This window comes from Fulvimonas yonginensis (assembly GCF_037137055.1).
Taxonomy (GTDB): domain Bacteria; phylum Pseudomonadota; class Gammaproteobacteria; order Xanthomonadales; family Rhodanobacteraceae; genus Frateuria_A; species Frateuria_A yonginensis.
In genome coordinates this window covers 337,356-357,957 of record NZ_JBBBNY010000003.1, presented here as the reverse complement: position 1 = coordinate 357,957, position 20,602 = coordinate 337,356, and the positions used below count along the sequence as shown (strand labels likewise).

At 71.7% G+C, this 20,602-nt stretch carries 15 protein-coding genes; 4 read left to right on the top strand and 11 right to left on the bottom strand.

What is annotated here, in order from left to right; genetic code table 11:
* Positions 1–126 precede the first annotated feature (126 nt).
* The 11 genes from WAT24_RS07530 to WAT24_RS07480 all read right to left on the bottom strand — a co-directional run bounded on the left by WAT24_RS07530 (position 127) and on the right by WAT24_RS07480 (position 11,453).
* Entirely contained in the window at positions 127–417 is a 291-nt protein-coding gene (locus tag WAT24_RS07530) for a KGG domain-containing protein (protein ID WP_336807217.1), read from the bottom strand.
* A 40-nt stretch (positions 418–457) separates the two neighbouring features.
* Positions 458–640 (bottom strand): hypothetical protein, encoded by a 183-nt coding sequence (locus WAT24_RS07525; RefSeq protein ID WP_336807216.1) that lies wholly within the window; start codon positions 638–640, stop codon positions 458–460.
* Between the two features lie 27 nt (positions 641–667).
* Positions 668–874: a DUF2795 domain-containing protein gene (locus WAT24_RS07520; protein WP_336807215.1), complete on the bottom strand. Its 207-nt coding sequence runs from the start codon at positions 872–874 to the stop codon at positions 668–670.
* 16 nt (positions 875–890) lie between these two features.
* On the bottom strand, positions 891–1,208 hold the full coding sequence (locus WAT24_RS07515; RefSeq protein ID WP_336807214.1) for a hypothetical protein: 318 nt from the start codon (positions 1,206–1,208) through the stop codon (positions 891–893).
* Positions 1,209–1,398: 190 nt separating this feature from the next.
* The gene (locus WAT24_RS07510; RefSeq protein WP_336807213.1) at positions 1,399–1,632 is read right to left on the bottom strand and encodes a KGG domain-containing protein; all 234 of its coding nucleotides are present in this window, start codon (positions 1,630–1,632) and stop codon (positions 1,399–1,401) included.
* 51 nt (positions 1,633–1,683) lie between these two features.
* Complete coding sequence (locus WAT24_RS07505) at positions 1,684–1,863, bottom strand: hypothetical protein (protein WP_336807212.1); 180 nt, start codon at positions 1,861–1,863, stop codon at positions 1,684–1,686.
* 42 nt (positions 1,864–1,905) lie between these two features.
* Positions 1,906–2,091, bottom strand: a complete 186-nt coding sequence (locus WAT24_RS07500) for a hypothetical protein (RefSeq protein WP_336807211.1) — start codon at positions 2,089–2,091, stop codon at positions 1,906–1,908.
* 301 nt (positions 2,092–2,392) lie between these two features.
* Positions 2,393–6,139: a translocation/assembly module TamB domain-containing protein gene (locus tag WAT24_RS07495; protein WP_336807210.1), complete on the bottom strand. Its 3,747-nt coding sequence runs from the start codon at positions 6,137–6,139 to the stop codon at positions 2,393–2,395.
* Positions 6,140–6,320: 181 nt separating this feature from the next.
* Positions 6,321–8,078 carry an autotransporter assembly complex protein TamA gene (locus WAT24_RS07490; RefSeq protein ID WP_336807209.1) on the bottom strand — a complete coding sequence of 586 codons (1,758 nt, stop codon included), beginning with the start codon at positions 8,076–8,078 and terminating at the stop codon, positions 6,321–6,323.
* Positions 8,079–8,159: 81 nt separating this feature from the next.
* The gene (locus tag WAT24_RS07485; protein WP_336807208.1) at positions 8,160–10,760 is read right to left on the bottom strand and encodes a glycosyltransferase family 2 protein; all 2,601 of its coding nucleotides are present in this window, start codon (positions 10,758–10,760) and stop codon (positions 8,160–8,162) included.
* Between the two features lie 228 nt (positions 10,761–10,988).
* Positions 10,989–11,453, bottom strand: coding sequence for a Dps family protein (locus WAT24_RS07480; RefSeq protein ID WP_336807207.1), 465 nt, complete (start codon positions 11,451–11,453; stop codon positions 10,989–10,991).
* Positions 11,454–11,563: 110 nt separating this feature from the next.
* On the opposite strand from WAT24_RS07480, the gene hrpA reads away from it, so the two are divergent.
* The 4 genes from hrpA (at position 11,564) to WAT24_RS07460 (ending at position 20,530) form a co-directional block, all read left to right on the top strand.
* Complete coding sequence (gene hrpA / locus WAT24_RS07475) at positions 11,564–15,682, top strand: ATP-dependent RNA helicase HrpA (RefSeq protein ID WP_336807206.1); 4,119 nt, start codon at positions 11,564–11,566, stop codon at positions 15,680–15,682.
* A gap of 70 nt (positions 15,683–15,752) precedes the next feature.
* Positions 15,753–17,873, top strand: a complete 2,121-nt coding sequence (locus WAT24_RS07470) for a bifunctional (p)ppGpp synthetase/guanosine-3',5'-bis(diphosphate) 3'-pyrophosphohydrolase (protein ID WP_336807205.1) — start codon at positions 15,753–15,755, stop codon at positions 17,871–17,873.
* Positions 17,874–17,946: 73 nt separating this feature from the next.
* Positions 17,947–19,686 carry a tetratricopeptide repeat protein gene (locus WAT24_RS07465; protein WP_336807204.1) on the top strand — a complete coding sequence of 580 codons (1,740 nt, stop codon included), beginning with the start codon at positions 17,947–17,949 and terminating at the stop codon, positions 19,684–19,686.
* 7 nt (positions 19,687–19,693) lie between these two features.
* Positions 19,694–20,530 (top strand): SDR family oxidoreductase, encoded by an 837-nt coding sequence (locus WAT24_RS07460; protein ID WP_336807202.1) that lies wholly within the window; start codon positions 19,694–19,696, stop codon positions 20,528–20,530.
* The last annotated feature ends 72 nt before the right edge of the window (positions 20,531–20,602 follow it).

Here is a 20,602-nt window from a genome sequence, read left to right as displayed (position 1 = left end):
CGCCGCCCGCGAACGGGCTCCGGCGGGCATCGCAGGCGGGAGGCGGACAGGCCTGGCATGCCCGCGCATCGCCCCGCGCTGCGCGGCCGGGCGGCTCGATCGCCGCCGGCCGGTCGCGATGAGGGCTTACTGGCCCTCGGACTCCTTGCCCTTGTTCACCAGGTCGCGGACGCGTTCGCCGCCCTGCTTGCCCAGCTCGGAATAGCCTTCCGAACCGAGTTCCTCCTTGCGGGCCTCGCCGCCCTTCTTGCCGAGCGCCGAATAGCCTTCCGGGCCGAGCTGCTCCTTGCGGGTCTCGCCACCCTTCTTGCCCATCTCCGAGTAACCCTCGGGGCCGAGCTGTTCCTTGCGGATCTCGCCGCCCTTCTGGCCGGCCTCGCGGACGCTCATGTCACCCTGGTTCTTGTTGCTGGTCATGGTTGGTTCTCCTGTTGCTGGATTGGAATCCGACACGGGCTCACTTCTTGCCGTGCCGCTCGGCCTGCTTGCCCTCGTTGACGAGGTCGTGCACGCGCTGGCCGCCCTTCTTGCCGAGCTCCGAGTAGCCCTCGTGCCCGAGTTCGTCCTTGCGTGCCTCGCCGCCCTTGTGGCCGGCTTCGCGGACGGTCATGTCGCCCTTGTCCTGGTCCTGCTTGCTCATGGGGAATCCTCCGTTGGCGGAAGCGGGCTACTCGATGTCGCCGTAGCCCTTCATCACGTCCTGCGGGCCGCCGTACTGCTCGTCGGGCAGCTTCCTGATCTCCTCCATCACGTCGTCAGGCGCGTTGTTGCGCTTGGCGCACTCGATCAGGTCCTGCTTCTCGGCGGGATAGTCGACGCCGCTCAGGTACTTCTGGACGTTGGCCGGGGAATGGCCTCCTACGCCTCGTGTCATGACGGTACCTCCGCGATCACTCGCTGCCCTCGGACTCTTTGCCCTTGTTGATCAGGTCGCGTACGCGATGGCCGCCCTTGGTGCCGAGCTCCGAGTAGCCCTCGGGGCCGAGCTGCTCCTTGCGGGTTTCGCCGCCTTCACGGCCGATCTCGCTCATCGCGTTCGGGCCGCGCTGCTCGCGCAGGGCCTCGACGCCCTGGTGGCCCAGGTCGGAATAGCCCTCGGGGCCGAGCTGTTCCTTGCGGACTTCGCCGCCCTTCTGGCCGGCTTCGCGGACGCTCATGTCGCCGCTGCCGCGGTTGCTGGGAGTCTGGTTGTTGCGATCGGTTGCCATGGTTGTCTCCGGGTTGTTGGGGGAAGCGCCCGTCGGACGGGCCAGGCAGGGGTTGCAACCCGCATGCCAGTGCGGAAAGCGCCGCACTACGCCACTTGGCGCCGGGGAGCCTGGCGGGTGGCGTGTAATTTGCGCCTACCCGTGGAAAGAACTGCCACGCGCCAGGGCGTGTGCGGGACGCCTGCCTGCCTTACTCGCCCTCGCTCTGCTTGCCCTTGTTGATCAGGTCGCGCACGCGATGGCCGCCCTTGGTGCCGAGCTCCGAGTAGCCCTCGGGTCCCAGCTCTTCCTTGCGGGCCTCGCCGCCCTTCTTGCCGATCGCCGAGTAGCCCTCGGGACCGAGCTGTTCCTTGCGGATCTCGCCGCCCTTCTGGCCGGCCTCACGAACGGTCATGTCGCCCTTGTCGCTGCCTTGGTTCTTCATCGTCTGTCTCCTTCGGGTTGGGGAAATCGATCGGGTCGCGCGTCGCGCGCCTCAGTGGCGGCGTCCGCCACGTTCCTCGGCCTGGTGGCCTTTCTCGACCAGCTCGCGTTCACGCTGGCCGCCCTTGTGGCCACCCATCTGGCCGGCTTCACGGACGGTCATGTCGCCCTTGTCGCCGGCGTGCGCCTGCTTGGAGTGCTGGTTGCGTTCGTTGTGCTGCTTCTGGGTCATCGTTCGGCTCCAGTGATGGATCGTGGCGGTGGCCGGCACGGCTCAGTGCCGGGTACCGCGCTGCTCGGCCTCGCGGCCTTCGTTGACCAGTTCGCGCACGCGCTGGCCACCCTTGTGGCCGGCCTCGCGCACGGTGGTGCTGCCACGGCCGCTTGCGCGCGAAGACGACTGGCTGCTGGCGTGTTTCTTGTTGCCCGGTTCGCGGGTGGAGGACTGTTGCCGAGTCATGGTCTTCTCCGTGGTTGTTCACCCGGCCTCAGGTGCCGGGCACCCAAGGGTTTGCAACACCGATGCCAGCGTAGAAATCGCTCAACCGTGCGGTTTGCGCTGCTCAGCGCAGAGCGCATGCTGAAAATTTGCGAGCGACGAAGAAAGAACTACAGGCGCGAGCAGGCGGGTGCCTGTGCGTTCGGCGGGTGCCTGATGCGGGCGATCGCGCACCGGTTGATGGCGCTCGCTTCCGGCGTAGAGGGCGGGGGCGAAGGGCGGGCACGCGCCAGCGCGCAGGAACGAGTCGTGCCGGGGCGGGTCAGCGCTCGAGGCGGTAGTTGAGGCTGGCCCGGTTGAAGTCGGTGGCGTTCTGCACTTCCAGGTTCCAGCGCTGGCTCAGGCGATAGCGCAGGGTGATCACCTGGCCGGGCTCGAACAGGCCCACGCCGTAGCTCAGGTACAGCCGCGGCGAAAGGTACTTGCCGACGGTGAAGGCGGATTCGCCGCCGAGCGCCTCGTTGCTGGACACGCCGATCTCGTCGATGCCGAGGCGGGCGCCGATGCGCTTGGCGAGCAGGTCGCCAGCCGCCGAGCCCAGCGCCTGTGCCGCCGCGCCGACCATGTTGCCCTCGCCGCCGTTCACCTGCGACAGCGGCTTGCCGGTGATCAGGTAGGACAGCGCATCGGACTGCTCCATCGGCGGGTTGGAGAACACCGTGAGCACCGGCCGCTGTGCGGTGCCGCTCACCAGCAGGCCGACCTCCTGGCCCTCGTCGATGGTGGCGTTGGGGTTGAGCTTGCGCACCGCGCGGAGGTCCAGCCCCGGGTTGTCGATCGGCGTGCCGGCGAACAGCAGCTTGCCCTGCTCGATGTGCAGGTCCTGGCCGTAGGCGCTGTAGGTGCCGCTCACGCCGATCTGGCCCTGCCCGCGGGTGGTCCGGCCGGGCTGTTCGATCACCGTCAGCGTGCCGGTGAGGCGGCCATCCAGGCCCTTGCCCTTGAGGTGGGTGCGCGGCCCGAGGTCGACCTTCACCTGCGCGCTGATCGGCAACTGCGCGGCGGCCTGTTCCTGCTGGCGTTCGTCCACCACCACCACGTCGGGCGACGCCTTGGCGGCGCCGGCGCCGGGCAGGCGGTCGAGGTTGACGTCGGCGCTGTCCAGCGCGACCGCGCCGGTGACGTGCACGCCCTGGGCGTCGCGTTGCACGCGCAGGTCGGGCGTGAGCACCACCTGCGCCGCGGGGATGTCCGCGACGGTGACGTGGCGGCCGGTCACCGCGAGGGCGGTGGAGGCCTGCGGTACCAGCCCGTAGCTGCCGGCCAGCTGCAGCACGCCCTTGCCCGAGCGCACGTGGCCGTCCAGTTGCACCTGCCGCGCATCGGGTGCGCGCAGGGTGAGCTGGCCGTCGGCGAGCTTCAGGCCCGCCACCGGTACTTCGGCGCCGAAGCCGCCCACCACCGCCTGGCCGGTGATCGCCGGCTGCGCCAGCGTGCCGGCGAAGCCGAAGTGGCCGGCCAGGCGCCCCTGCACGTTGGCCAGCTCGCTGGTCAGCAGTTCGATCGCGGCGAGGCTTTCCAGGCGCAGGTCCAGTTGGCCGCCGAGCGCCTGCTCCGGTCCATCGATCGTGAGGGTGCCGTCCAGGCGTCCGTTCCGGTCCAGCGCCGCATGGGCCTGCACCTGCTGGTGCCGGGGCGCGAGGCGGGCATCGAGGGCCAGGTCGCGCCAGGCCAGCAGTGGGCGTTCGGCATGGTCGGCGTAGGTGACCGAGCCCTGGGCGGAGGCGAGCGTGGCCTGGCCCTCCAGCGCGCCCCTGGCATCTCGGCGCACGCTGCCGTCGCCCTGCAGCTCGCCATCGGCGCGCACCGGCAGGTCGGCGTAGCCGGCGGCGTCGAGCAGCAGCGCCAGCGGCAGTGCCCGCAGCCGATAGGCCGCCTGCAGGTTGCCGGCGGCATCCTGGCGGCCCTGCACGCACAGCAGCGGATCGCCGGCGGTCAGGCACAGTTCCGACAACGCCAGCCTGCCGTGGTCGACGTCCAGCGTGGCCGGCGCCTGCAGGCGCCAGCGCGGCAGGCCCTGCGGCGCGAGGTCGAGCGTGCCGAGCGTGCCCCGCCAGTGCCCCTGTTTCAGTCCGCCCGTCAGCGCCACTGCGGCGGTGAGCTGGCGCCCGCGTGCGTCGAGCGTGAGCCGGTGTGCCGCCTCGGTGCCGTCGCCGCGCAGGGCGAGGGTGTCGAAGGCCAGGCCGCCGAGCCACGCCTCGCGTGCGTCGAGCGCGAGGCGGCCACCGGGGTGGCTGAGATCGGGCAGGTGGGCCTCCAGGCCGAGGGAGCCGACGCGCTGGGTGCCGTAAGCGAGGGCGCCGCCGTGCGCCTGGAGGTCGACGCCCAGCGCGGGCGGCTGGCCGGTGACGCGGGCGTGCGCCTGCAGTCGTCCACCGGCGTCGGGCAGCCAATCGGCCAGCGTGGCGACGGTGAGCCGCACCTCCACGTCGTTGCGCGCACCCGGCGTGCCCGTGACGGTGGCCGTGCTCTGGCCGGAGGCGAGCGTCAGCGTGCCGTCGACCACCTGATTGGGTGCCAGGTGCAGCCGGCCGTGGCCGCGCACCGGTCGTCCGCGCAGGCGCCCGTCCAGCCGGGCCAGTTCCAGCGTGGCGTCCGGGTGGCCGGAGGGCAGCGTGCCGCGGGTGGACAGCTGCGCGTCCAGCGCGCCGCTCCAGCCGGCGAAGAGCTGGCCGGGGTCGAAGTCCGTCGCCTCGGCCTGCAGCTCCCAGCCGAGCGCGGGCTGCAGGACCAGCGTGCCTTGCGCGTGCAGTTGGCCTTGCGGCTGCCTGAGGTCCAGCGTGTGCAGCGCCAGCTGCTGCGGCGTGCCCTCCAGGTTCACGGCCAGCCGCGCCAGCTTGCCCGGCGGGCCGATGGCCAGGTCGCCCTCGGCATGGAAGGCCGCGCTGCTGCCCTCGAGCGTCAAGTGGCCATGGCTGGCCAGCGGCTGGCCGGCGAGTTCGGGCGGCAGTTCCACCTCCTGCCAGGCCAGTTGCAGGGAGCCACCGGGCGGGCGGGCATCGAGCCGGATCTGCCCGTGCGCATCGAGCCGGCCCTTGAGCTGCGGCGAGGTGAGGGTGAGCGTGTCCAGCGTGAGCAGCGAGCGGTCGCTGCTCAGCCGCGCGCGCAGTGGCGCCAGCTGCAGGCGCCAATCGTTCAGGTCGACCGCGCCGGTGACGGTGCCGCCCTCGCGGCTGCCGCTGCCGCGCAGATCGAGCGCCAGGCTGTGCAGGCCGCCTTCGCCAAGCAACGGCGTGGGATCGAAGCGCGGGGCCACGAGCGAGGCGGTCCACGGCCAGGCGCCGCCTTGCTGCAGGGCCACCTGCAGGCGTGCCGCCATCGGCCGGCCCAGGGCCAGTTCCAGCCGTGCCCGCGTGCCGTCGCTGCGCGCGTCGAGGCGCCCGGCATAGGTGTCGCCGCCGATCGTCCAGGCGAAGCTCCCTTGCGCGTCGCCGCGCCAGTGATCGGCCAGCGCGAGACTGCCGTGCAGGTCGGCGTGCCCGTCGGGCGAGCGCAGCTGCAGGGCACGCAGGACGAGGCCCTGGTCGTCCCAGCGACCGGCCAGCGCGATGCTGTCGGCGGCGAACAGCGGCTGGCCGGCCTGGTGGATGGACAGGTCGGCCACGCGGGCCCGGTCGAGCTGGATCGCCAGCGGCGGTTGCAACGAGATGGGGCCGGACGCGGTCGGCTGCGTGGAGGGCGGGGGCAGGGCGACGCTGACGCCCCGCACGTCGAGGTAGTCCGCGTGCAGGCGTTTGGCGAGCAGCGGCCACAGGTGCAGGTCGAGCCGGGTGTCGTTCACGCGCACGTCCAGCCCCTTGCCGTCCGCGTAGCGCAGGCCTTGCAGGTGCAATGGCCCGGACAGGCTGCCCTGCGCCTGCCGCACGCTGAGCGCGCCGCCGGTGAACCCGTTCGCACGCGCCAGTGCGAAGCGCAGGCCGGCGCCGGTGCCGAGCAGCCACCACAGGCCCAGCGCCAGCAGCAGGAGCAGGACGAGCAGGGCGATGCCGAGGCGCTTGAGCCAGGTCATGCGTACGCTCCCGCCGCCCCGTGCCCGCCCCGGGGGCGGCAGGAGCGCGCTTGCTCGCGATGCGCCCCTTCCTCGACGGAGCGGGCCTGCTCGCGATGCTGCCGGCGCGCGTGACGATCGCGGCGGAAGGGCATCGCGAGCAAGCGCGCTCCTGTGCGGAAGGGGGTGGAGGACATGCGCGTCACAGGTCCGGCCCTATCACCAGGTGCAGATGGAAGCCGTGTTCGTGGTCGTCGTGGATGGGCACGCCCACGTCCACGCGGATCATGCCCACCGGCGACAGCCAGCGTACGCCCAGGCCGGCGCCCAGGCGCGGCCGGTAGTCGAACCCGTTGAAGGCGTTGCCCGCGTCGACGAACGCGGCCATGCCCCACTGGCGGGTGAAGTAGTGCTCGACCTCGGTGCTGGCGACCAGCAGGTTGCGTCCGCCGATCACGCGGTCGTAGGCGTTGCGCGGGCCGATCGCCTGGTAGCCGTAGCCGCGCACGGAGCGGTCGCCGCCGGCGAAGAAGCGCAGCTGCGGCGGCAGCGCGCTGAAGTCGCCGGTCCAGGTGACGCCGGCGCTGCCGCGCAGGATCAGCCGGTTGCGCCCGGCGAAGGCGCGGATCCACTTGGCGTCGGCGGCGAGCTGGCTGAAGCGGGTGTCCGACAGCAGCGTGCCGGCGGTGCTGCGCGCGTAGACGTCGAGCGACCAGCCGTAGCGCACGAAGGTGGGGTTGTCGCCGTGCTTCTTCGACAGCGAGGCCTCGGCGAACACCAGCTGGCTGCGGCCGTGCTCGATGCCCGGCGCGTTGTCCGGCTCGTTGCCGCGCTTGCCGACGGTGAAGGTGCCGATCAGCGCGTGCGCACCGACGGTGCGGGTCCAGCCGTGCCACTGCTCGGTCTCGTTGCCCACCAGCTCGAGCGTGCGCGACTGCGAGGTCACCGTGTCGGCGTCGCGGAAGTTGACGCCGAAGTTGAGGCTGCGCTGGTTGCTGCCCGGCAGCGGGATCGAATACAGCGAGGACAGCGTCTTCAACCGCTGCGCCAGCACCAGCTCGTTCCTCCACTTGTGGCCGCGGGCGTTGATCCAGCGCCGCTCGAGCCCCGCGCGCACGCCGAAGCCGGTATCGGTACCGATGAACGGGCCGCCGGTGTAGACGCTGCGCTTGGCCGGCTGCAGCTGCACCGCGACGTCCACGGTGCGGCTGGCGTCGTGCACGTCCGGTTGCACGTTGACCACCGCGAAATAGTCGGCGCCGTTGAGCGCCTCCTGCAGGCGCAGCAGGTCGCTCTGATCGAAGTACTCGCCGCGCTCGAACGGCACGTAACGTTGCAGGAAGCCCGGCTCGAACTGCGAACCCTCGAAATGCACCTGGCCGAAGCGGTAGCGCGGGCCGGCCTGCCAGGCCAGCCGCACCACGGCGCTGCGGTCGGCGCGGGTGACCGCGACCTCGTGCACGGCGAGCTTCGCGCCGAGGAAGCCGTGGGCGGTGAGCGCGGCGCTGACGCCGTCACGCGCCTTCTCGTAGGCGCCGTGGTCGAGCGGCTTGCCTTTCAGGCGTTCGACCGCACGTTCGGCGCCGCGGATGGCCGGGACCGCCAGTGCCTCCTCGTCCAGCGTGACCTGCACGTCGCTGATGCGCACCGGTTCGCCGGGACTGACCCGCAGCACCACCCGCCAGGCGTCGGTGCCGGTGCGGGTGAGGCTGCCCTGCACGGCGGCATCGTAGTAGCCGTACGGTTCCAGGGCGGTGCGCACTTGCCCGGGGGCCGCCTCGTACAGGCGCCGGATCTGCGCCTCGCTGACCGGCCGCGTGGCGTACTGCGACAGCTCCACGCCGTCGCGCACCGCCGTCTTCAGGGGGTCGTCCACGCCCTGCACCACCAGCGTCACGCCTGCCCGTGCGGCCAGGGGCAGCAGCAGGAGCAGGGCGGGCAGGCTACGGAGCAGGCGCATGCTTGGGGACGTTCCCTGTGCGGGTGCGTGCGTTCACGCAGCTTAGCGGTGCGGATGTGGGAGCGGCATAAAAGGCGCCGCTCAGCCCGCCTTGTCCCCCGCCTTGTGGGCGATCCAGGCGCCGGCCATGGCCGAGAAGTAGGGGATCGACTGCGCGGCCAGGATCACCATCCACAGCGTGCCCTCCACGTAGCGGGTGCCGAAGGACAGCGCCATGCCGACGATGCACAGCGTCAGTGCGCAGGCCATCAGCACCTCCTCGCGCACCGGTGCGAACGCGGCGAAGTTGGAACCGCCCAGGCGCCGGCTCTTGGCGGTCACCACGAAGGAGGTCTTCTCCTGGGTCAGGCCGTGCAGGATGCCGCGGGCGATCGCGTGCGACAGGCCCATGCTGGCCAGCGAGGCCATCAGCGTGTCGTACCAGCCGCAGGGCACGCGTGCGCGGTAGAGCACGATGCCGAAGATCGCCTTGGCGAAGAAGAAGCCGATCACCGGGATCAGGAACAGCTGCATCGGCAGGCTGAACAGGTGCGGGAAGGCGACCATGCCGGCGGTCCAGTAGATCGCCATCAGGGTAAACACCAGATGCAGCGCGTCCGCGAACCAGCTGAACCAGCCGGTGAGGAAGTGGAAGCGCTGGCCCAGCGAGAGCGGGCCCTTCTTCGTCATCCAGTCCCAGCGGCCCTTGAGGATCTGCATGGCGCCGAACGCCCAGCGGTAGCGCTGGCTCTTGTAGGCCTTGAAATCGGCGGGCGTGAGGCCCTTGCCCATCAGCTCGTCGACGTAGACCAGCTCGTAGCCGGCATGCATGAGGCGCAGGCCGAGCTCGGCGTCCTCGCAGATGGTCCACTCCGACCAGCCGCCGGTGCCCTCCAGTGCCGAGCGGCGGACCATGGTCATGGTGCCGTGCTGGATGATTGCGTTGCGCTCGTTGCGGTGGTGCATGCCGATGCGGAAGAAGCCGTCGAATTCCCACGCGGTCATGCGGCGGAAGCGGTTGTGCTCGAAGTCGCGGTGCGCCTGCGGGCACTGCACCACCGCCACCTTCGGGTCGTGGAAGTAGCCGGTGAGCGTGGCGAGCCAGTCCGGCCGCACCACGTAGTCGGCGTCGATCACGGCCACCACCTCGGCGCGCGGATCGGTCTCCTTCAGCCCGAAGTTGAGCGCGCCGGCCTTGAAGCCCGGCCACGGCTCCAGGTGGAAGAAGCGGAAACGCTTGCCCAGCTGCTCGCAGTAGGCCTCGACCGGCTTCCACACCTCCGGGTTCCTGGTGTTGTTGTCGATCACCAGGACTTCGAAATTCTCGTAGTCCAGCGCCGCCAGCGAGTCGAGCGTGGCGATCACCATTTCCGGCGGCTCGTTGTAGCAGGCCAGGTGGATGGAGACGAACGGCTGCTTCTCCGGACGGTCGGGCCTGAGCGGCTGCGCTTCGCGCTGCCAGCGGCGGCGCCACAGCACCTCGGTGAACTCGAAGCCGTTGATCAGCAGGATCGCGAGGATCGCGATCTGCGCCGGGAACAGCAGGACCAGCATGGTCCAGTCGATCCAGCTCAGGTAGAAGTTGAAAGGCAGGGTGGCCGACCACACGATCAGGCCGCAGGCGAGCTGGATCAGCAGGCAGAAGAACAGCCGGCCCATCAGCCTGAAGCGCTTGAACTTGCGCGCGAACCAGATCATCGGGACCAGCGCCAGCAGGCTGGCTGCCAGCGCCTTCCACGGCCAGGCGGTGTCCTCGGTGACCGGGCCGGTGAACGGGAACTTCAGCTGGCGGTCGGCGTTGAAGGTGCCCCAGTAGGCGCCGGTGCGGCCCTCGCCCAGGTTCTCCTTCCACGGCTGGTCGAAGGCTTCGAGCAGGTAGTAGTCGATGTTGCGGGCCTTGGCCGCATTCAGCCAGTCGCGAATGAAGATCGCCTCGTTGGAGATCGAGGGATCGGCATACTCGTGCCGGTCACCGTTGGAGGGCCAGCCGATCTCGCCGACCACCACCGGCTTGTCCGGATACATGTGGCGGATGTTGTCGTAGGCGCCCAGCGCCGCGTCCACCGCATCCTTGCGCGCGATGCCGTTCCAGAACGGGAACAGATGGATGGTGATGAAGTCGACGTGCCGCGCGAGCTCGGGGTACTTGATCCAGATGTAGTCCGGCTCGGCGATGGAGACCGGCTGGCGGATCGCGGCGCGGGCGCGGTCGAGGTAGGCCTCCATCTGCTCCACGGTCAGGTCGCCGCGGAACAGCACCTCGTTGCCGACGATCACCCGGTTGATGGTTTCGGGATAACGGCGCGCCAGCGCGATCAGCGCCTCCAGCTCCTTCTCGTTGTTCTCCAGGCGCGTGTCGATGTTCGCGCCGGCCATCACCTTCAGCCCTTCCTTCTCGGCCAGGCGGTAGACCTGCGGGTTCTCGAGCGTCGAATAGGTGCGGATGCGCGGGGTGTAGCGACGCAGGAGTTTGAGGTCCGCGTCGATCTCCTCGTCGCTGGGAAAGTCCTGCTTGAGCGGGTTCTGGTAGCGCTGGAACACCGACACCGAATAGCCGGCGATCGGCCCGTGCCAGTCCTCCGGGCCGTGCGGCCGGTTGCCCCACCACCACAGGCCGATGTTGAGCGCCGCCACCAGCAACGCGAGCAGGATGGCCGCAAGCAGCGGGTGCCGGCTGTCGTTCGTGGCTGCTGTGGCGCTCAAAAACGTTCCCCGTCGGACGCCTCCATGTGAGGCCAATCAAGCCCGCGGAGCTTAACGATCCGGCTGGGATGGCTCAATAAAGGCCACCTCGGGTTGGTCAGCGCGAGGTCAGGCGGGGGCGGCGGCAGGGTAGGCAGGCGTAGGAGCGAGCTTGCTCGCGATGCCTTTCGCTCGGCGGATCAGCGCCAGGCGCACCGCGAGCAAGCTCGCTCCTGCCGTGGGATCGGTCTACTTGAGCAGCGAGCGAAGCATCCACGCGGTCTTCTCGTGTTCCTTCAGCCGGCCGGTGAGCATGTCGGCGGTGCCTTCGTCGCCGCCGTCCTGGGCCACCCTGATGGCGCCGCGGGCGGTGTGGGCCGCGATCTCGTGGCCCTCGACCAGCTGGCCCACCATCTCCTTCCAGTCCGGCACGCCGGGCTCCTCCCTGATCGAGGTGAGCCTGGCGAACTGGCTGTAGGAGCCCGGCGCGAACACGTCCAGGGTGCGGATGCGTTCGGCAATCTCGTCGGCCGCGAGCCACAGCGCGTTGTACTGGGTCTCGAACATGGCGTGCAGGCTGTTGAACTGCGGGCCGGTGACGTTCCAGTGGAAGCTGTGGGTCTTCAGGTACAGCGAATAGGTATCCGCCAGCAGCTTGGAAAGCTGCTCGGCAATGGTCTGGCGGTCCTGCAGGGCGATGCCGATGTCGGCCATGGGAGATCCCTCCGTCGTGGGTACCGGGCCAAGGTATCGGCTCGAGCCGCCAGGCGGAAATGAATCGTTCCGATGGGGCCCATAGCCTGCGGCTATCATGTGCGGTCCCCATGAACGACACCGCGCCCGCCACCCCGCCCGAAGCCCGCCTGCGCGACTTGCGCGAGGCGCTGGCCGGCGTGTCCAGCCGCGACTACGGCCGCCTGCTGGGACGCTGGCGCGGACTGTCGCGGCAGCCGGACGCGCGCAAGCTCGAGGCGCTGGCGGCGGACATCGCGGCCTCGGCGGCGCGACGGCAGGCGCGCGCCGAGGCCAAGCCTGCGATCCGGCTGGACGAGTCGCTGCCGATCAGTGCGCGGGCCGACGAGATCGTCGGGCTGATCCGTGCCCACCAGGTCGTGGTGGTCGCCGGCGAGACCGGCTCGGGCAAGACCACCCAGTTGCCCAAGCTGTGCCTGGCCGCCGGGCGCGGCGAGGCGGGGATGATCGGCTGTACCCAGCCGCGCCGCCTGGCTGCGCGCTCGGTGGCGCGGCGCGTGGCGGAGGAACTGGGCACGCCGCTGGGCGAGCAGGTCGGCTTCCAGGTGCGCTTCACCGACCAGGTGTCCGAGCGCACGCTGGTCAAGTTCATGACCGACGGCATCCTGCTGGCCGAGACGCAGGGCGACCCGTGGCTGTCGGCCTACGACACGATCATCATCGACGAGGCGCACGAGCGCAGCCTCAACATCGACTTCCTGCTCGGCTACCTCAAGCGCCTCGCCCAGAAGCGGCCGGAGCTGAAGATCATCGTCACCTCGGCGACCATCGACACGGCGCGCTTCGCCGCGCATTTCGGCGACGCGCCGGTGGTATCGGTGGAGGGTCGCGCCTACCCGGTGGAGGTGCGCTGGCGGCCGGCCGACGCGCTGGGGGGCGAACGCGGGCGCGACGTGACGCAGGGCAGCGCCGAGCACGTCGCGCTGGCGATCGACGAGATCATGGGCGATCGCAGCCTCGGCGGCGGGCCCGGCGACGTGCTGGTGTTCCTGCCCGGCGAGCGCGAGATCCGCGACGCGCACCTGCTGCTCTCGCGCCGCCAGTACCGCGAGACCGAAGTGCTGCCGCTGTACGCGCGGCTCTCCGCCGCCGATCAGGACCGTGTGTTCAGGCCCGGCCCCAGGCGGCGCATCGTGCTCGCCACCAACGTGGCGGAAACCTCGCTGACGGTGCCGCGCATCCGTTACGTGGTCGACACCGGCAGCGCGCGGGTGATGCGCTACAGCCAGCGCAGCCAGCTCGAGCGGCTGCACGTGGAGCCGGTGTCGCAGGCCGCCGCCGACCAGCGCAAGGGCCGCTGCGGCCGCATCGGGCCGGGCGTCTGCTACCGCCTCTACGACGAGGCCGATTTCGAGAGCCGCCCGCGCTACACCGACCCGGAGTTGCTGCGCTCCTCGCTGGCCAACGTGATCCTGCGCATGCTCGCGCTGAAGCTGGGCGAGGTGGAGGACTTCCCGTTCCTGGAGGCGCCCGACCCGCGCATGGTCGCCGACGGCTACCGCCGCCTGGCGGAGATCTCCGCCATCGACGAGAGGCGCCAGCTCACCGCGATCGGCCGCCAGTTGGCGCGCCTGCCGATCGACGTGCAACTGGCGCGCATGCTGGTGGAGGCGCAGCAGCGCCACGCGCTGCGCGAGCTGCTGGTGATCGTGGCCTTCCTGTCGATCCAGGATCCGCGCGAGCGGCCCGCCGACGCGCGCCAGCAGGCGGATGCCGCGCACGCCGCCTTCGCCGATCCGAAGTCCGATTTCCTCGGCGTGCTGAACCTCTGGCGCGCGTACAACGAGGCGCACCAGGAGCTCACCCAGTCGAAGCTGCGCGACTGGTGCGGGCGGCATTTCCTGTCGTTCCTGCGCATGCGCGAGTGGCGCGAGCTGCACCGGCAACTGCTGCTGGTGGTGGCGGAACTGGGGTGGCAGCTCGACGGACCGGTGCCCGCTCCGCCCGTATCCATCGAGAAGGGGACAGAGGGCCGGCGTGAGGGGGCCGGTCCGCGAAAGGGCAGCAAGCAGGCCGCCACTGCAACGAAGGGACCGGTGTCGCGCAGCGAGGCACGGGCATCCCGCGCCGGCACGCTTCGCGGCGGGCCGCGGTCCCTCACCCCAGCCCCCTCACCCGGAGGGAGAGGGGGCCGGAACCCGACCCCGGGCGACGAAGTAGCACGTCCCGAGCTCTACGAGGCCATCCATCGCAGCCTGCTCGCCGGCCTGCCGACTCAGGTCGGCCACAAGGACGAGAAAGGCATCTACCGCTCCACCCGCGAGCGCCGCTTCCAGGTCTTCCCCGGCTCGGCGCTGGCGAAAGCGCCGCCGGCGTGGGTCTTCGCCGCGCAGATCCTCGACGTGGGCGGGCGCGTGTGGGGCATGAGCTGCGCGCGCGTGGAGCCGGCCTGGATCGAGCAGCAGGCGGCGCACCTGGTGAAGGCCAGTTGCCGCGATCCGCACTGGTCGCGCAGGCGCGGCACGGTGGTGGCCTACGAGCAGGTCAGCCTGTTCGGGCTGACCCTGGTCGAGCGCCGGCCGGTCACCTTCCAGCCGCAGGATCCGCCGCTCGCCCACGCGATCTTCCTGCGCGAGGCGCTGGCGCGCGGCGACCTCGACGCGCGCGCGGATTTCGTGCGCGCCAACCAGCGCGTGCTGGCGCAGGCGCACGAGATCGAGGCCAAGCAGCGCCGCGAGGGCCTGGTGCGCAGCGAGGAGGGACTGGCCACGTTCTTCGAAGGCAAGCTGCCCGAGGACATCGCCAGCACGCGCGCGCTCGATGCCTGGTACGGCCGCGCGCGTCCCGCCGAGCAGGCCGCGCTGCGCTGGTCGCTCGACGACGTGCTGGTCGGCACGGGCGGGCTCGATCCCAAGGCCTTTCCCGCCACGCTGGACATCCCTCCCCAGCGCTACCGGCTGGAATACCGTTTCGTCCCCGGCGACGAGGCCGATGGCGTCACCCTGCAGTTGCCGCTGGCGATGCTCAACGCGCTGCCCGCGGCGCGCTGCGAGTGGCTGGTGCCCGGCCTGCTGCCTGACAAGGCGGCCGAGCTGATCCGCGGGCTGCCCAAGGCGCTGCGGCGCAACTTCGTGCCGGCGCCCGATTTCGCCAGGGCGTTCGCCGAGGCCGAGTCGCCGCGCGACCAGCCGCTGGCGGAGGCGCTCGCCGCCTTCCTCGAGCGCACCACCGGGGTGGAGCCGCCGGTCGCGGAATTCGCGGCGGTCGAGCTGCCGCCGCACCTGAAGATGCGTTTCCGCCTGCACGACGAGCGCGGCCGCACGCTGGCCACCGGCCGCGATCTGGACGCCCTGCGCCGACAGTGGTCGGACCAGGCGCGCGAGGCGTTCTCGCGCAAGACCGACGTGGAACTGACCCGCGAGGACGTCACCCGCTGGGACTTCGAGGAGATCCCCCCGCAGGTGCGCTCCGAGGGCGGCCTCACCGCTTTCCCGGCACTGGTCGACCTGGGCGAGGCGGTGGCGCTGCGCGTGTTCGAGCGCCGCGACGAGGCGCATGCGGCGCACCTGAAGGGGGTCGAGCGGCTGCTGCGCAACGCGCTGGCGAGCGAGCTGAAGCAGGCCCGCCGGCGCCTGCCGATCGCCAACGCGCTGTCGCTGAAGTACGCGCCGCTGGGCAGCGTGGAAGGCCTGCGCGAGGATCTCGTCGAGGGCGGGTTCCAGGACCTGCTTACCGCGCACGACCTGGACGCGCGCACGGCCGGGGCGTTCGAGGCCCTGCGTACCGCGCTGGCGCGCGAGCTGTTCGCCGCCGCCGTCGAACGGCTCAAGCTGGCCGAGCCGATCATCGAGGCGCAGGCGGAGCTCAAGCCGTGGCTGGAGCCGCCGTTGATCGGCTTCGCCCGCGCCAGCTACGACGACCTGCGCGAGCAGCTCGCCGCGCTGCTCGCGCCCGGTTTCCTGCGCGAACTGCCGACCGCGCGGCTGGCCCACTATCCGCGCTACCTCAAGGCGATGCGCCTGCGCGCCGAACGCCTGCGCCAGGATCCGGCCAAGGACCAGCAGCGCATGCTGCAGGTGCAGCCGTACTGGCGCGAGTACCTCAAGCACCAGGCCGCCGGAAACGCGGCCCTGGACGAGCTGCGCTGGCTGATCGAGGAGTGGCGCGTCTCGCTGTTCGCGCAGGAACTCAGGACCGCCGAGCCGGTCTCGGCCAAGCGCCTGGCCCGCGCCCTCGAAGCGCTGGCCTGAGCGGACGCGGCGCGTCCTTCCGCCGGCGGCGTGCCGGCCTAGAATGCCCGTATCGAAGGTGACGCCACGCATGGTCCAGACCGCCCGCTCCGCAAGCTCCCGTCTCGCCGGCTGGCAGGCGCGCGCAGCTGCGTCGCCGCTGCTCGCCGCGGCGGTGGAGGCGTGCGCGGGCCTGCCGCTGGACGAGACCGAGTGCGCCGACACGCTCGACCTGCTCGCGATGCTCGGCTGCGATGCTCAGACCCAGGCCGCGGCGGTGTGGTTCGAGCTGGCCCGGCGCGACTCCGCCGCCTGGGCCGCGCGCGCCAGGACCCTGCCGACGGAGCTGCAGCGGCTGGTCGAAGGCCAGCTCGCCGCGCAGAAGGTCTGGGCCTTGCACGCCCAACGCGAGACCGGCACCTCCGAGGGACTGCGCCGGCTGCTGCTGGCGATCATCCGCGACCTGCGCGTGGTGTTCGTGCTGCTGGCGCGCCAGCTGGCATGCATGCGCGGCGCGGTGGCGCTGCCGGAGGCCGAGCGCGCGGCGCTGGCCCGGCTCACCCGCGACATCCACGCACCGCTGGCCAACCGGCTGGGCATCTGGCAGCTGAAGTGGGAGCTGGAGGATCTGGCCTTCCGCTACCTGCAGCCGGACACCTACAAGCGCATCGCGCGCCTGCTGGACGAACGTCGCGCCGACCGCGAGGCCTTCATCGCGCAGGTGATGGCCGAACTGGGCGCGGCGCTGCAGGCGGCCGGGATCGAGGCCGACCTCGCCGGCCGGCCCAAGCACATCTATTCCATCTGGAAGAAGATGCAGCGCAAGGGGCTGGAGTTCTCCGATCTGTACGACATCCGCGCCGTACGCATCCTGGTCGACTCCGTGGCCGACTGCTACGCCGCGCTCGGCGTGGTGCACACGCTGTGGCAGCACCTGCCGCGCGAGTTCGACGATTACCTGGCCCGTCCCAAGGGCAACGGCTACCGCTCGCTGCACACCGCGGTGATCGGCCCGCAGGGCAAGACGCTGGAGGTGCAGATCCGCACCCATGCGATGCACCGCGACAACGAGCTGGGCGTCGCCGCGCACTGGCGCTACAAGGAGGGCGGCGGCGCCGACGCCGAGTTCGAGGCGAAGATCGCCTGGATGCGCCAGCTGCTCGAGCCGCGCGCCGACGAGGACATCGCCGCCGAACTGCGCACCGAGCTGGTCGAGGACCGCGTCTACCTGCTCACGCCCAAGGGCGAGGTGTTCGACCTGCCGCACGGCGCCACCGTGCTCGACTTCGCCTACTACGTGCACACCGAGGTCGGCCATCGCTGCCGCGGCGCCAAGGTGAACGGGCGCATCGTGCCGCTGACGCACCAGCCGCGCAGCGGTGACCGCATCGAGATCATCACCGCCAAGAACGCCGAGCCGAGCCGCGACTGGCTCTCGCCCCACCACGGCTACCTCAACACCAGCCGCGCGCGCGAGAAGGCGCGTTCGTGGTTCCGCCGGATCGCGCACGAGGCCAACCTGGCCGCGGGCCGCGCGCTGCTGGAGCGCGAGCTCAAGCGCCTGGCGCTGCCCGCGGCGGACCTGTCCCGGCTGCCCGCGCACTTCCACCTGAGGAACCACGACGAGCTGCTGGTGGCGCTGGCGCTGGGCGAGGTCAGCGCCGGCCAGATCGCCCGCGTGCTGCAGGAGGCGGCGCAGCCGGTCGAACCCACGCCGCCGCCGGCGCCGCCGGTGGCGCGCCACGTGCGGCCGGACCAGGGCGCGCTGCGCATCGAGGGCGTGGGCAACCTGCTCACGGTGCTGGCGCGCTGCTGCCAGCCGCTGCCGGGCGATCCGGTGCGCGGGTTCATCACCAAGGGCCGCGGCGTGTCGGTGCACCGCGCCGACTGCGTCAGCCTGGCGCGGCTGGCCCGGCGCGATCCGGACCGCGTTATCGAGGTCGAGTGGGGCAGGGCGGCGCAGCAGTCCTACCAGGTGGACGTCGAGCTGCGCGGCTACGACCGCAAGGGTCTGCAGAAGGACGTCACCAACGTGATCAGCAACGTCGGCACGCAGATCGTCGCGTCTTCGAGCCGGCTGGAGGGCCGCACCGGCGAGGTGGAGATGCGCTTCACCCTGCGTGTGCGCGATTTCGAGCAGCTTTCCACCCTGCTCGGCAAGCTGGTGGCGCTGCCCAACGTGGTCGAGGCCCGGCGCGTCAGCGCAAGCTGAATGCCCTGCCGCGCGCCACCGGCGTTCGCGGACGGCGATGCTAAGCTGCGTCGGTTGCCAGGACAGCCTTCTCATGAGCGGACGCAGAGATCATCACAAGGGCCCCGCCGGGCGCTCCGAGCCCACGCTCGGCGACCTGGGCGACCTGGACGCGCCCCGGCCTCCGGCGCGCGACGATCCGGAGGACCGGCTGCCGCCGGTCCACCTGGAATCGCCGCGGCGGGTGGTGCCGGTGCGCCGCCGCCGCTTCCACGCCCGCCACCTGGTGCTGCTGGTGGTCGCGCTGCTGGTCGCCGGCGCACTGATGCTGCTGCGCATGAACCAGGATCACATCCGCGAGCTGGTGCCGCGCACCGAACTCAACGACGTGCTGACGCGTGCCGAGATCGCCCTGCGCGACGGCCGCCTCGACGGCACCGACGGCACCAGCGCACGCGAACTGTTCCAGGCCGCGCGCGCGCTCGAGCCCGACAACGACCGTGCGCGCGAAGGCCTGCACCAGGTCGGCATGGCGGAGCTGTCGCGCGCCGACGAGGCCTATCGGGCCGGGCACCTGGACGAGGCCGCGCAGCGCCTGGGCGTCGCCCGCGAGCTGCTCGGCGGCGGCAGCGACGTCGACCGGCTGGACCGCCTGATCGCGAAGGCCCGTGGCGCGGCGCAGCCGGCCGACGGCCTGATCGAACAGGCGCAACGCGCGCTCGCCGCCGGCCGGTTGATCGGGGACGACGGCGCCGGCGCGCTCTACCAGCGCGTGCTGGCGGCCGACCCGGGCAACGCCGTCGCGGCGCATGGCCTGGACCAGGTCGGCGCCGCGCTGGCCGCGCAGGCGCGCGACGCGCTTTCGCGCGGCAACGTCGATGCCGCGTCGGGCATCGTCGATCAGCTCGCCGCCCTGCTGCCCAGCTACGGCGAGCTGCCGGCGCTGCGCGCCGCCCTCGCGCAGGCGCAGAAGCAGGATGACGGCGTGCTGGTGCAGGCGCTCGCGCAGGGCCAGGAAGCGCTGCGCGCCGGCCGCATCGCGGGGCCGGGCGAGGACACCGCACTGGCGCATTTCAAGGCGGCGCTCGCGCTCGACCCGGAGAATGCGCAGGCCCGCACCGGCCTGGGCCAGGTGGCGCAGGCGCTGATCGTGCAGGCCAATGCGGCGCTCGATGCCGACGACACCACGCAGGCCGCGACGCTGCTCGACCAGGCCGAGACGCTGGCGCCCAAGTCCGCCGACCTGGCGGCTGCACGTGCGCGCCTGCGCACCACTCTCGCCGCCGCGGGCAAACCGGCTGCGCCGGCCAACGCGGCCGCGGCCGGGCAGGCGGCGCCGGCGAATCGGCCGCCCGTCGAGGAGCCCGCGCCGCCGCCGCCGGCGCTCACCGCCGACCAGATCGAGCAGGTGGCCGACCTGGTGCACCGTGCCCGCGAGGCCGCCACGCAGGGCAACATCATGCTGCCGCCGGGCGACAGCGCCTACGACCTGTACCGCAACGCGCTCGCCATCGACGGCAACAACCAGGCCGCGCTGGAGGGGCTGGAAGACCTGCCCAACCTGGTCGTGCAGCAGTTCAACCAGGCGCTCGCCGGTGGCAATCTCGACAAGGCCGGCGAGCTGCTCGCCGCGCTCGGCGACCTCTCGCCCGGCGATGCCTCCGCCAACGTGCTGCGCGAGCGGCTGGTCGATGCCTGGCTGGACCAGGCCGAGCAGCAGCTGGCCCGTGGCGACCGCGCCGACGCCTCGCGGTCGATCGATCAGGCGCGCCGGCTCGCCCCGTACCTGCCGCGCGTGCGCGAACTGACCCTGCGCCTGCAGAGCGGCGGTTGAGCGCCACATGACGGTGTTGGTGTTCGGCGCCAGCAGCCAGATCGGCCATTTCCTGCTGCCGCGCCTGCAGGCGCGTGGCGAACCGGTGCTCGCGCTCAGCCGCACGCCGCGGGTCGGCGCCCCGGGCCTGACCTGGCTGGCCGGTCACCTGCCCGACGCGGTGCCGGCGGTGCCCGAAGTCCGTGCGATCGTCAGCTTCGGGCCGCTGCGCGCCTTCGCGCAGTGGCTCGCCGCCGCCACGCCCGCCGGTCGGCCGTGCATCGTCGCCACCAGCTCGATGAGCGTCGAAAGCAAGGCCGCCTCGGTGGTGCCTGCGGAGCGCGCCATCGCCGAGGAACTGCGCCAGGGCGAGGCGGAGCTCGCCGCCGCCTGCGCCAGGCTCGGCTGCGCCTGGACCGTGCTGCGCCCGACGCTGATCTACGGTGCCGGTCGCGACCGCAGTCTCAGCCCGGTGGCCCGCCGCGCGATGCGGCTTCGCGTGTTTCCTCGCCCGGCCGGGCGCGGCCTGCGCCAGCCGGTGCACGCCGACGACATCGCGCAGGCCGTGCTCGCGGCGCTGGAGCGCCCGGCCCATCGCGTGCTGCCGATCGGCGGCGGCGAACGCCTGCGCGCCAGCGAGATGTTCGCGCGCGTACAGCGCAGCCTGCCGGTGGCCACGCTGCCGCTGCCGTTGCCGGCCTGGATGCTGCGCCTGGCCCGTCATGCGGTGCCGCGGTTGCGCGGGCCGCTGGCGCGGCTGGAAACGGATCTGATCGCCGACAACGCCGAGCTGGAAGACCTGCTCGGCGTCCACCCGCGCCCGTTCCATCCCGATGCGGACTGCTGGCGTCCGCCGGCCGGGTAGGGCGCCCCCGATCGGCGTGAAGGGGGTGGCCTGCTGCCCGCGAATCGCCCCGCGGCCGCCATCCCCGCGCCC